This window comes from Gilvimarinus polysaccharolyticus, from assembly GCF_001187555.1.
Taxonomy (GTDB): domain Bacteria; phylum Pseudomonadota; class Gammaproteobacteria; order Pseudomonadales; family Cellvibrionaceae; genus Gilvimarinus; species Gilvimarinus polysaccharolyticus.
In genome coordinates, this window is record NZ_LFIJ01000001.1 from 1,133,605 (window position 1) to 1,147,126 (window position 13,522).

The 13,522-nt window shown below is 51.1% G+C and carries 10 protein-coding genes; 4 read left to right on the forward strand and 6 right to left on the reverse strand.

Annotated elements, in window-relative coordinates:
- Positions 1–21: 21 nt before the first annotated feature.
- From GILYN3_RS04735 to gyrA, 6 genes are all read right to left on the reverse strand, one after another.
- Positions 22–900 (reverse strand): DMT family transporter, encoded by an 879-nt coding sequence (locus GILYN3_RS04735; RefSeq protein ID WP_049721775.1) that lies wholly within the window; start codon positions 898–900, stop codon positions 22–24.
- 128 nt (positions 901–1,028) lie between these two features.
- Positions 1,029–2,450 (reverse strand): sulfate adenylyltransferase subunit CysN, encoded by a 1,422-nt coding sequence (cysN, locus tag GILYN3_RS04740; protein WP_049721776.1) that lies wholly within the window; start codon positions 2,448–2,450, stop codon positions 1,029–1,031.
- Between the two features lie 86 nt (positions 2,451–2,536).
- On the reverse strand, positions 2,537–3,448 hold the full coding sequence (gene cysD / locus GILYN3_RS04745) for a sulfate adenylyltransferase subunit CysD (RefSeq protein WP_049721777.1): 912 nt from the start codon (positions 3,446–3,448) through the stop codon (positions 2,537–2,539).
- A 167-nt stretch (positions 3,449–3,615) separates the two neighbouring features.
- Positions 3,616–5,865, reverse strand: a complete 2,250-nt coding sequence (locus GILYN3_RS04750) for a bifunctional prephenate dehydrogenase/3-phosphoshikimate 1-carboxyvinyltransferase (protein ID WP_049721778.1) — start codon at positions 5,863–5,865, stop codon at positions 3,616–3,618.
- 2 nt (positions 5,866–5,867) lie between these two features.
- Positions 5,868–6,971, reverse strand: a complete 1,104-nt coding sequence (pheA, locus tag GILYN3_RS04755) for a prephenate dehydratase (RefSeq protein WP_049721779.1) — start codon at positions 6,969–6,971, stop codon at positions 5,868–5,870.
- A gap of 6 nt (positions 6,972–6,977) precedes the next feature.
- On the reverse strand, positions 6,978–9,578 hold the full coding sequence (gene gyrA / locus GILYN3_RS04760; RefSeq protein WP_049721780.1) for a DNA gyrase subunit A: 2,601 nt from the start codon (positions 9,576–9,578) through the stop codon (positions 6,978–6,980).
- A gap of 254 nt (positions 9,579–9,832) precedes the next feature.
- Between gyrA and GILYN3_RS04765 the strand changes: the two genes are divergently transcribed.
- From GILYN3_RS04765 to GILYN3_RS04780, 4 genes are read left to right on the forward strand one after another with little or no spacing between them, the layout of a single operon-like run.
- On the forward strand, positions 9,833–11,173 hold the full coding sequence (locus tag GILYN3_RS04765) for a TRZ/ATZ family hydrolase (protein ID WP_049721781.1): 1,341 nt from the start codon (positions 9,833–9,835) through the stop codon (positions 11,171–11,173).
- 32 nt (positions 11,174–11,205) lie between these two features.
- Entirely contained in the window at positions 11,206–11,949 is a 744-nt protein-coding gene (gene ubiG, locus GILYN3_RS04770) for a bifunctional 2-polyprenyl-6-hydroxyphenol methylase/3-demethylubiquinol 3-O-methyltransferase UbiG (protein WP_049721782.1), read from the forward strand.
- Between the two features lie 15 nt (positions 11,950–11,964).
- A complete protein-coding gene (locus tag GILYN3_RS04775; protein ID WP_232305505.1) occupies positions 11,965–12,672 on the forward strand; it encodes an HAD family hydrolase in 708 nt (235 codons plus the stop codon).
- Entirely contained in the window at positions 12,669–13,451 is a 783-nt protein-coding gene (locus GILYN3_RS04780; protein ID WP_049721783.1) for a YciK family oxidoreductase, read from the forward strand. Before GILYN3_RS04775 ends, GILYN3_RS04780 begins: the two co-directional genes overlap by 4 nt.
- Positions 13,452–13,522: the final 71 nt, after the last annotated feature.

The following is a 13,522-nucleotide window of genomic DNA, read 5'->3' on the forward strand; positions in this document are numbered from 1 at the left end:
AAAACTGTTCCGCCACAGCTATTAAGTTGGCCGTGGTTTGTCTCGTCGAGCCTGTAACACGTAATAAATTCCACCTATCACTAAGGCACTACTAATAACCAAGCGAGTACTTAAATCTTCACTGACAAACAACACCCCGCCAATGGCAGCCAGCACCGGAACAGACAGCTGCACGGCCCCCGCCTGGGTGGCCTCGAGCCCAGTTAGTGCACGGTACCAAATGGCGTAACCAAGCGCCGAGGTAATGCTGCCTGAGATTAGCGCCAAGCAAGCGCCGGCCATATTGATTTGTATCGACTGCCCCGGAAGCAGCAGCGGAACGGCCAGCAGTAGGATAAGAAAGGGGGTGGCTTTTATAAAATTTCCACACGTGGTTAATAGCGCTGTTGTCGTATTGCGTGCCGCCAGGCTGTACAAGCCCCACCCTACGCCCGACAAGCACATTAATAGCACCCCAATAAGGTTGGGCCTGGCCGCGCCTGGCAGTAGCAATAGCAACAACCCAGCTAACGCCAGTAATAAACCTACAATTTCTTGTGTTTTTAATCGCTGCCCTGCCCTTAACGCGGCAAGCAACATAACCAGTTGCACAACACCAAATAAAATAAGAGCACCAACGCCAGTATCTAACTGAACATAAGCAAAAGAAAACGCCACAAGGTAGATAAGTAGCGTTGCAGCTCCATACCAAGAACCGGCCGACAGAGATAACCGATGCCCGCGCCACAAAACAATGAGCGCCAAGCTTATTGCGCCACTTAGCAACCGGATGACACTAAAGCTGGTTGGGTCCACCAGCGCTGCACTGTCTGGCGATAGTGCCAGCCGGCACAATACTGAGTTGCCGGCAAAGGCTAACATCGCTATTGCTGTAGTGAGCATTATTGAGGGCTGCAACATAAAATCGACTCTAGATAGTAGGTGGCTCGCGCAAAACGATTTAGGCAACACTAGGCGGGTTTAAGCAAAGTTAAAAAAAGGCCAAGCCTCAATGAGGTTGGCCTTTTTTAACTCACAGCTCGGGTTTATTATTTTAGCAACTTGCTAAGATCACGAGCTTGCCAGTGTGGAAAATGCTTACGCACCAATGCATTTAATTCCACTTCGAAATCGCTGTAATTTACATTTTGCGAATCGTCATTGTAATCCAGCGCATCAATTACCATGCCCGCGCCTACGGTGATATTGGTAAGTCGATCGATAACAATAAACGCCCCGGTTGCACGGTTATGATGATAGTTATCGACAATAACATTTTGACTTAAAGACACATTCGCCACGGCAATATCATTAAGCTCTAATGCCGTTGTTGGACGATGCTCTTGAGTATTTACATCTATTTGATAGTCGAGGCCGTCAAAATGACCGCTGATTGTGCGGCTGGCAAACTTAAACAAATACTCATCGCCAATTCTAGCGGCATTGGCATTCATCCAAACCACATGTGCTTTAAGGTTGTTGGTTTGCTTTACGTCATCTTGCGCCAGCACCAGCATGTCGCCACGACTAACATCAATTTCATCTTCAAGCGTTAGCGTGACTGCTTGGCCGGCAAACGCCTCGGTCAGGCTTTGATCGTGAATAATAATCGACTTAACCGTGCTGCTGGTGCCATTAGGCAATACCTTTACCGCGTCGCCAACCTTTACAACACCCGAGGCAACGGTGCCGCAGAAACCGCGAAAATCTAGGTTGGGACGGTTAACGTACTGCACCGGAAAACGGAAATCATCAAAGTTTTTATCGGCAGTAACTGGCACTGACTCTAAAATCTCCATTAAGGTCGGGCCGGCATACCAAGCAGAGCGTTCTGAGGCATTAACAACGTTATCGCCATCGAGTGCTGAGATAGGCACAAACTGTACATCTTGCATGCCGAGTTTATGGGCAAACGCTAAATAATCAGATTTGATTTTAATAAACGCCTGCTCATCAAAATCGAGCAAATCCATTTTATTGACGGCAACCACAATATTTTTAACGCCCAGTAATGAGGCAATATAGCTGTGCCTGCGTGTTTGCGTTACAACACCGTAACGGGCGTCGATTAAAATCACGGCCAAATCACAGGTCGAAGCACCGGTTGCCATGTTGCGCGTGTACTGCTCGTGGCCTGGGGTGTCGGCGATAATAAATTTGCGTTTTGCCGTCGAGAAATAGCGGTACGCCACATCAATAGTGATGCCCTGCTCGCGCTCGGCTTGCAGGCCATCTACCAGCAACGCCAAATCAATGGTATTACCGGTAGTGCCGTGTTTGGTGCTGGCTGAGCGCACGGCATCAAGCTGATCTTCGTAGATCATTTTTGAGTCGTGCAGCAAGCGGCCGATCAGTGTGCTTTTACCGTCATCTACGCTACCGCAAGTCAGTAGTCGTAAAAGTTCTTTGCGCTCGTGCTGAGCAAGATACTCATCAATATCGCTCGCGATAAGATCTGATTGGTGGGACATAAACTTTTAGCCTTTGGCGTTTTCGCAGCCTAACAAATTGGCAGCGCACAGCGCTGCCGATTTAATACAAATACTCTGGCGATGGTTTAGAAATAACCTTCTTGTTTTTTCTTTTCCATCGAGCCTGAGCTGTCATGATCAATTACACGCCCTTGGCGCTCAGACGTCGTGGTCAACAACATTTCCTGAATGATTTCGGGTAATGTGGTTGCGTCGGACTCGACTGCGCCCGTTAACGGGTAGCAGCCCAAGGTACGGAAACGCACCATTTTTTCTTGTATTTCTTCGTCGGGATCAATCGGCATACGATCGTCATCGACCATAATTAAAGTGCCGTCGCGCTCGACCACTGGACGCTTTGCCGCAAAATACAAAGGCACAATAGGAATGCCTTCTAAATGGATGTACTGCCAGATATCCAGTTCAGTCCAGTTAGACAAAGGGAACACACGAATACTCTCGCCTTGATCTACTCGGCCGTTATAAATATTCCACAATTCTGGGCGTTGGTTTTTTGGGTCCCAACGGTGATTGCGATCGCGGAACGAGTAGACTCGCTCTTTGGCCCGTGATTTCTCTTCATCGCGGCGAGCACCACCAAACGCGGCATCAAATTTGTATTTGTTGAGCGCTTGCTTCAAACCTTGGGTTTTCATGATGTCGGTGTGCTTGGCACTGCCGTGGGTGAATGGGCCAACGCCCATATCCACACCTTCTTGATTGATGTGCACCAGCAGATCCCAACCGAGATCTTTAATGCGCTGGTCACGAAACTCAATCATTTCGCGGAACTTCCAGGTGGTATCCACGTGCATTAATGGGAACGGCGGTTTGCCAGGAGCAAAGGCTTTCATCGCCAAATGCATCATAACCGCCGAATCTTTGCCTACCGAATAGAGCATAACGGGGTTATCAAACTCGGCCGCCACTTCGCGGATGATATGAATACTTTCAGCTTCAAGCTGTTTTAGGTGCGTCTGGGTGTATTGCTCGGACATGCCACTCACAATTTGTTGGTCAATTTGGGGGCCGATCTATTATCGGCGGCGCGTATTATAGGTGATCTGGAAACATTTCACTAATGCGTCCCGTCGGCCCTGCTATGCAGCTCATAGTTATGTAGCTGATAGTGCGGTGGCAACGGTAACGTTTTTCTATCTATTTGTTAAGAATCAATTACTTCTATGGATATACCCAACTGTTTGGCCTGGGTAACAAAATCGGGAAATGATGAGGCAATACACTCGGCATTATTCACAATAACGGCACCATCGGTGCGTAACCCGGCCAGCGCTAAAGCCATAGCAACTCGATGATCTCCCGCCGAATCGACCTCCGCACCACGCAATGGTGAGCCGGTAATGTGTAACCCGTCAGCACGGATGTCCACATTAACACCTAAAGCCGTGAGACCGGCCGCCATATTGGCCAGTCGATCGCTTTCTTTGACCCTAAGCTCGGCCGCACCAGATAGCTCGGTACAACCTTGAGCGCAAGCGGCAGCAATAAACAGCGCCGGAAACTCGTCAATCGATCGCGACACCAATTCTGTGGGAATGGTAATGCCCTGCAGCTCACTGTAGCGTACTCGAATATCGGCAACGGGTTCACCGCCTGCGGTGCCGAGATTTAACAGCTCTATATTGGCACCCATCAGCTTAAGGATATCCAGCGCACCGGTGCGTGAAGGGTTTACGCCAACATGCTCAAGTAGAATGTCGGAGCCGGGGGTAATACTTGCGGCGACAATAAAGAATGCCGCCGACGAGAAGTCACCTGGTACATCAACACGACAGCCTTGCAGCTCGGTGCCGCCGGTTACCGCCAGCCAGCCATCTTGACCACTGCGTACAGGGCAGCCAAAGCCACCCAGCATGCGCTCGGTATGGTCGCGGGTTATCTGTGTCTGGCGTACTCGGGTTATGCCATTGGCGTACAAGCCTGCCAACAACAAGCAGGATTTCACTTGAGCACTTGCCAACGGCAGCGGGTAGTCGATAGCAGAGAAACGTTTGGCCGAGCTAAAAGTTAACGGCAGGTTATCCGATTCGGAATGGATGCTAGCTCCCATCGCACGCAAGGGCTCAATAATACGCCCCATAGGCCGCGCCGATAGTGAGGCATCACCGGTGATTGTGGTGCTAAAGGTTTGCGCGGCTAAAATTCCGGACAACAACCGAGCGCTGGTGCCCGCGTTACCTAAATATAAAGGTTTTTGTGGCGCGCTAAGACCGCGCAACCCTACTCCGTAAATCGTCACGTGACCGTTAGCCGGACCGTCGATAACAACCCCCATATCGCGAAACGCTTGCAAGGTTGCCAGTGAGTCTTCGCTTTCAAGCAGGCCATCAATGACGGTCTTACCTTGAGCGATGGAGCCGAGCATAATAGCGCGATGTGAAATAGATTTATCACCCGGCACGCGCAAATGGTTTTGCAATGCCGCCCCGGGTTTAACGCAAATTTTACTCGCACTTAATGCGATGCTGTCTTTTAATGTGCTGCCTGCCAACATGCGGGTAAAGTGATCGCGCGCAGCTTTTGCGCGAGTAAACACACCGAGTAAATATTCGCCATCTTCGCGTTCAATGCCGTCACGTAAACGCAATAAATTGTCGACAAATTTATCCAGCGAATGCAATACCGCGCCCCGATTAGCGCGCATAATATCGTGCCACATAGTCGGGTCACTTGACGCGATCCGAGTGAAGTCGCGAAACCCGCCGGCGGCATAGCGAAAAATATTGGGGTTGCCAATATCATGCGCCAAGGTGTCAACCAGCGAATAAGCAATGGCATGAGGCAGATGACTGGTCGCGCCCAGTACCTCATCGTGCTCACTGACCGACATGGATAAAACTTCTGCCCCCAACGCTTGCCACATGGCTGTGACCCGGGCGATATGCTGCGCTCCAGTAGAGGTTTCTGGCGTTAAAATAACGCGGTGTTTTTGATATAAAGAGGGATTTGCGGCAGCCACACCGCTTTGTTCTGAGCCTGCAATTGGGTGGCCCAAAACAATATTGCTAGGAACCTCGCCAAAAGCGGCAATCACAGCATCGCGAACGCTGCCTTTTACACTGGCGCCATCAGTGACGGTAACAGCCGCGCTCACTTGGGCGCGAATATCGTGTAAAACAGACTCAACCGCCAAGGTGGGCACGGCAATAAAAATCACATCGCCCTCACCCAACTCTGCCGCCACCTCATTAAGAGATAGATAAGCCCGGTCTACAACTCCACGTTCAAGTGCCAAACTTGCAGTGACTTGATCGCGCACAATACCAATTGCCTCTTGGCATGCGTGCCGCTGCCGCAAGCCGGCACTGACACTGCCGCCAATAAGTCCAAGCCCGATAACAACGAGTTTGCGTACAGGTTGCTGACTAAACTCAGGCTCCGATATTGACGACATTCTTAGAGTACAGCCTTAGGGTAAGAGCCCATAACTTTTAGATCCGAAACTCGCGCCGCCACCTCATCCAAGGTCGTGCGAATAACGGGATCGTCGATGTGTCCGGTAAAGTCGACAAAAAATACATAAGTCCAAACCCCGGAGCGCGATGGCCGAGTTTCTACGCGAGTTAAATCAATGTTGTGGGCGTGGAACGGAGCTAACAAATTATGCAGCGCACCCGGTTGGTTACGCATGGCGATCAACAGAGAGGTTTTATCAATGCCACTGGCGGGCACCTCTTGCGTGCCGATAATTAAAAAGCGAGTGCTGTTGTCCGGCTGATCTTCAATTTTTTCGGCGACTATTTGCAGGTCATACAGCTCGGCGGCTTTTTCTGGTGCAATTGCGGCCGCATTCCACTCGCCTTTTAAGCGACGTGCCGCCTCGGCATTACTAGAGACAGCAATTCGCTCCGCCTTGGGGTAATGTGCATCTAGCCATTTACGGCATTGGGCCAATGACTGACCGTGCGAGTAAATACGCGAAATATTATTAACATCGGTTACCGATGACACCATTAAATTGTGGTGTACGCGCAACTCTACTTCGCCGCAAATTTTGAGGTTTGAGCTAATAAAATTATCAAGCGTGTGACTTACCACCCCTTCGGTAGAGTTCTCGACCGGCACCACACCGTAATTGACCGCGCCGGCTTCAACTTCACGAAAAACTTCATCGATGGCTGAGAACGGCATGACAACGGCGGAAGCACCAAAGTGTTTAAGTGCCGCCTGCTGGGTAAATGTGCCCTCTGGCCCCAGATAAGCCACTTTTATAGGGCGCTCCAATGCTAAGCAAGCCGACATAATCTCGCGAAAAAGGCGCGCCATCTCTTCGTCGCTTAACGGCCCGGCATTACGCGCCATAGCTTTGCGCAATACCTGAGCCTCGCGCTCGGGACGATAAAACAACACTTCTTCATCGGTTTTGGCTGATTTAACCTCGGCCACTTTTTGTGCGCAACGAGCGCGCTCAGAAATAAGCTCACCGATGTTTGCGTCGATCTCATCAATGCGATCACGCAGCGCTAGCAGTTGCTCGCGCTCGTTGTTGGTATCGCTCATAACGCCTTATTCCTCAGAATCTGATGTATCCGGTGTATCGGCAGCTGTATCGTCGCCGACACCTTCGAACTCATCTTCATCCGTCTCTTCGATGCGCGCCATGCCACTCATGTGCTCGCCTTTACGCAGTTTAATAAGACGTACACCCTGAGTATTACGGCTTAATACAGACACTTCATCAACCCGAGTACGCACCATAGTGCCTTGATCAGAGATCAACATAAGTTCTTCGCCATCAAGCACTTGTACCGCACCGACCAAGGCACCATTGCGCTCACTCGCGGTCATCGCAATAACACCCTGGCCACCGCGACCTTTGGCGGTAAACTCTTCGACGTCGGTACGCTTACCGTAGCCGTGTTCACTCACAGTCAGCACCTTGCCGTGTTCAACAGGTACGACCATACCAATGACCGACTGCCCTTCGTGCATACGAATACCACGTACACCGCGACTAATTCGGCCCATACTGCGAACCGCCGTTTCATTAAAGCGTGCCGCCTTACCATTGGAGGCAAACAAAATAATATCGCGTTCACCGTTGGTAATAGCCGTATACACTAGGCTGTCACCTTCATCCAAGGCAATTGCGCGCAAGCCCACGCTACGAGGACGTGAGAATTGATCCAGCGGTGTCTTTTTAACAGTGCCGTTTGCAGTCGCCATAAAGACAAACTGATCGGCGCCAAACTCTTTAACCGGGAGTATAGAGGTGACACGTTCGCCCTCCTCTAGCGGCATTAAATTCACCACAGGTCGGCCACGCGCTTGACGCCCAGCCACCGGGATTTGATACACCTTAAGCCAAAATACTTTGCCGGCACTGGTGAAACACAAAATGGTGTCGTGGGTGCTGGCGATTAACAAATGCTCGACAAAATCTTCGTCTTTAACCGCCGTTGCCGACTTGCCCATACCGCCGCGTTTTTGTGCTTGGTAATCGGCCAGTGGCTGGCTCTTGGCATAACCGCCGTGAGACAAAGTAACAACACGCTGCTCTTCGCTAATTAAATCTTCTTCGTTTAGGTCTAAAGTCGAGGCTACTATTTCGGTACGGCGCTCATCGCCGTAATCTTTAACGATAACTTCCAGCTCTTCACGAATCACTTCCATTAGGCGCACAAAGTTACCTAGGATTTCTAAGTACTCAGCAATCTGCAGCAGCTTCTCGTTGTATTCGGTGAGTAGCTTTTCGTGCTCCATGCCCGTTAGACGGTGCAGACGCAACTCCAAAATAGCTTGCGCTTGTGCGGGCGACAAATAGTATTTGCCGTCGCGCGCGCCATAGGTGTCGGCTAAGTCTTCTGGACGACAAGCATCTTCGCCTGCACGCTCTAAAAACGGCGCCATCTCGGCGGCATCCCAGCCTTTGGCAATCAAACCTTCTTTTGCATCGGCGGGCGATGGCGAGCTTTTAATAAGCTCAATGACTTCATCGATGTTAGCGATGGCAACGGCTAAACCTTCTAGGATATGACCGCGCTCGCGAGCTTTGCGCAACAAATAGACAGTACGACGCGTTACGACTTCACGACGGTGACGTACAAACGCCTCTAGCATTTGCTTTAGGTTTAGCACTTTTGGCTGACCATCAACCAGCGCAACAACGTTAATGCCAAAGACATTTTGCAATTGTGTTTGGCTGTAGAGGTTGTTGAGCAGAACCTCGCCGGACTCGTTGCGCTTTACTTCGATAACGACTCGCAGCCCGTCTTTATCAGACTCATCCCGCAGTTCGCTGATGCCTTCGATTTTTTTCTCTTTTACCAGTTCGGCGATCCGCTCTATTAAGCGCGCTTTATTAAGCTGGTAAGGGATTTCATGAATAATGATGGTTTCGCGGCCGGTTTTACTGTTGATCTCAACTTCGGCTTTGGCACGGATATAAATGCGACCACGACCCGTACGGTAGGCCTGCAAGATGCCAGCGCGGCCATTAATAATGGCGCCAGTGGGGAAGTCTGGCCCCGGAATGATTTCCATCAGCTCATCAATGGTGATGTCTTCGTTATCGATTAACGCCAAGCAACCCTTCACAACTTCGGTTAGGTTGTGCGGCGGAATATTGGTTGCCATGCCCACCGCAATACCGGATGAACCGTTAACCAATAAGTTCGGCACTCGGGTCGGCAATACTTCGGGGATTTGCTCTGTACCGTCGTAGTTAGGAATAAAATCGACGGTCTCTTTGTCTAGGTCGGCAAGCAATTCGTGCGAGATTTTTGCCATGCGAATTTCGGTGTACCGCATGGCCGCAGCGCTATCACCATCGACCGAACCAAAGTTACCTTGACCATCAACCAGCATATAACGCAATGAGAATGGCTGCGCCATACGTACAATTGTGTCGTATACCGCTGAGTCGCCGTGCGGATGGTATTTACCGATAACGTCACCGACAACACGAGCCGACTTTTTGTAAGCCTTGTTCCAGTCGTTATTCAACTCGTTCATGGCAAACAGGACGCGCCGGTGGACTGGCTTAAGGCCATCTCGCACATCGGGCAGTGCTCGGCCAACGATGACGCTCATGGCGTAATCTAGGTAAGATTGCTTAAGCTCATCTTCGATACTGACGGGTATTACTTCTTTCGCTAAATCGACCATGGATTAACGCTTTCCTTATTGTGTTGACTGCTGCCAGAGCCGGGGTGGCGCCCGCGACACACATATATCCCGCGACTGCGTATCGCGCGGGCTTAAAGGGCGCAATATTACCATAAAATCTAGCCTATAGGTGTGCTGAGAACGTTGTGTTTAACTAAGCGGCAAGCCTCACGCCAAATGTTAGGTTTGCGTTATACTGCGCGCCAATAGGCCGTATTGATCAATCAAGACCGTGTTATCGCCAAGGAGTCACTATGCCTGACCAGCAAGCCGTTCAATTAATGATCAAAGCCCGCTGGATAATCCCGATCGTACCCGCCGGGCGCGTGTATGAAGATTGCGCGATAATCGTTAACCAGCAAAAGATTGTAGCGCTATTGCCGGTCGCCGAAGCCGAGAAAAGCTATCGCGCAGAGCAGACCGTGTGTTTAGGGCGGCATGTGCTTATGCCTGGTCTGATTAACTCACACGGCCATGCGGCGATGTCTTTGCTGCGCGGCTTTGCTGACGATCAACCACTGGAAACATGGCTTAACGAGCATATATGGCCCGCCGAGGAGCGCTTTGTTGACGCTGACTTTGTGCGCGACGGCACCGAGCTGGCCGTGGCTGAAATGATCAAATCTGGCACCAGCTGCTTTGCCGACATGTACTTTTACCCAGAACAAACTGCCAAAGTTGCTCGCCGCGCCCATATGCGGGCACAAATTGCGTTTCCGGTAATTGATGTTGCGACCAACTGGGGCGATGGGCCGGATGATTACATCAATAAAGGTTTGGCGCTCCACGATGAGTATCGCGACGACGATCTCATTCGTATTGCCTTTGGCCCACACGCGCCCTACACGGTGTCGAACGACTCTCTGCAGCGCATTGGTGTATTAGCGCAAGAGCTCGAAGCCCCTATTCATATTCATCTGCACGAGACCGCCAACGAAATTGCCGACTCTATCGGGCAGCACGGTAAACGGCCGCTCGAGCGCTTACGCGAGCTCGGCGTGTTATCACCGCTGACCCAATGTGTACATATGACGGAGCTCGATGACAGCGATATTGCGACCCTAGCCAGTACCGGCAGCCATGTTATTCACTGCCCCGAGTCTAACCTCAAACTGACTAGCGGCTTTTCACCGGTAGCCAGGCTGTCGGCTGCCGGAGTGAATGTGGCTATTGGTACCGATGGCGCGGCCAGTAATAACGATTTATCTATGCTTGGAGAGCTCCAAACAGCTTCGCTACTGGCGAAAAACGTGGCGCAAGATGCCGCCGCCCTGAATGCACACCAAACGCTAATGATGGCAACGCTTAACGGTGCACGATCACTGGGAATTGACGATATCACCGGCTCTTTGGAACTTGGCAAAGCCGCGGATATTGTCGCCTTTGAGTTAGACGAGCTGTGCGCCGAACCTATTTATGACATTGCCTCAACGCTGGTTTACAACAATCGCGCGGTTAAGGCCACACACCTTTGGGTGGCAGGCAAAGCACTTATGTTATCGGGCCACCTGCAAACGCTCAATGAACGAGACATTGCCGCCAAAGCACGCCAGTGGGGTAAAAAAATCGTTCAAGAGTACCCACGGCCTAGCTGATCCTTAAACGCACCCAATAATTTGGAGCACATATGACACGACCTCATGGTGACAGCGCCGCAGTTAATGCTGATGCTGCCGAAATCGCCAAATTTGAACAACTGGCTGATAAGTGGTGGGATCTTGACGGAGAGTTTCAGCCTTTACATGGGATGAACCCGCTCCGGGCTAACTACATCGACCAACACTCGCCAGTGGCTGAGCGCGAGGTGTTGGACGTAGGTTGTGGTGGCGGTATTTTAGCCGAGGCCTTGGCCCAGCGTGGCGCGCGAGTAACCGGTCTTGATATGGGCGAAGCCCCGCTTGCCGTGGCTCGTAAACACGCCACCCAAAACGACTTAAATATTGATTACCGGCACGGCACCGCAGAGCAGCTGGCAGCCGAACAGCCCGGCCGCTACGATATTGTTACCTGCTTGGAAATGCTAGAGCACGTGCCTAACCCCGCCTCGGTTATTAGCGCTTGCGCGACACTGGTCAAACCCGGCGGAACAGTTTACTTTTCTACCATTAACCGCACCGCCAAAGCATGGGGGTTAGCCGTGGTTGGGGCCGAGTATGTATTGCGGCTATTACCCAAAGGCACCCACGACTACAAAAAATTTATTCGCCCATCCGAACTTGCCAGCTACGCTCGCAGCGCTGAATTACAACCTGAAGAGATAATCGGGGTTTGTTACAACCCTTTCACTAAGCGGTTTTCTTTGGCTGCCCACGATGTTGATGTCAACTACATCGCTCGTACTCGTAAAGCCCTCGATCTGCCCCAAACCTAACAAGCAGGAGATACTGTGAGCCAAAGCCCACTACCGATCCGCGCCATCGTGTTTGATCTTGACGGCACACTGCTCGATACCGCAGGCGACTTTATTGTCGCGCTCAATCATCTACGTCGCGAACACGACCTACCGGCATTAGCCGACGATATTATTCGTCGAACGGTATCAAACGGTGCCCGCGCGTTAATTGAATTAGGTTTTAAGGTCAAAGAGGGGGAGCCTGAATTTGACGCATTACGCAACCGCCTACTTGAATTGTATGCTCAACATATTGCCGTTTACACCCTGCCCTTTAATGGCATCATTGAGTTGCTACACGACATAAAGCGTTGCGGCTTAGGCTGGGGAATTGCCACCAACAAGCCCGAACTATACACCCATGCGCTGCTTGACCAGCTCGCATTAAAGCCGGCCCCCGACATTGTTATTTGCCCCGATAACGTCACCCACCGCAAGCCCGATCCAGAATCATTATTTTTAGCCGCACGTCACTTCAACTGCGAGCCCAGCCAAATTATTTATCTGGGTGATCATGTTCGTGATATCGACTGCGGCCGCCGTGCCGGCGCGATTACCATCGGCTGTGCTTACGGTTATATTGATGCCGATGACAATCCCGAGAATTGGCAAGCCGATCACTTAGTCAGTCACAGTTTTGAGCTAGCACCACTAATTGCCAATCTGATTCAACAGCGACAACCCATAGAGCAAGCACCATGAGCAACCCCACTGTAAATTCTGACACGCCATCTACACTGCCAACAGATTATCAGCCACCGGCTGATGCACTAGCCGATAAAATTATTTTGGTAACCGGTGCTGGCGATGGTATTGGCCGCACCGCGGCCATGACCTACGCCGCTTATGGCGCAACGGTTATATTACTGGGCCGCACTTTAAGTAAGCTCGAGCTTGTCTACGACGCCATCGAGGCGGCCGGACACAAGCAGCCGGCCATTTACCCAATGAACCTTGAAGGCGCAACTGAGAAAGATTACCGTGACATGTGTAATACGCTACACGATGAGTTTGGCAGGCTCGATGGCATACTACACAATGCATCGATACTTGGAGATCGAACTGGGATTCGCAATTATGCCGCCGACACTTGGCAGCGAGTGATGCAGATAAACGTTAACGCCCCCTTTATGATGACTCAGGCGTTACTACCGCTACTAGAAAAGCCCGAACACGCTGCCATAGTTTTTACCGGATCAAGTGTTGGCCGACACGGGCGCGCCTACTGGGGCGCCTACGCGGCCAGCAAAGCGGCGACAGAAAACATGATGCAAACATTGGCCGATGAGCTAGAAGAGATTACGACCATTCGTGTTAACAGCATTAACCCCGGGGCTACTCGCACGGCGATGCGAGCCGTCGCCTATCCCGCCGAAAACCCCAGCGAACTAAAAACGCCTGAAGATCATATGCCACTTTATGTATATTTAATGGGGCAAGATAGCCTCAAGATAACCGGGCAATGTTTTAACGCCCAGTAACACGGCTAATTTTTTATGCAGTGGTTACTCGCGACCAACAAGCATAGGTTGTCGTGAGTAATACCAGCTTA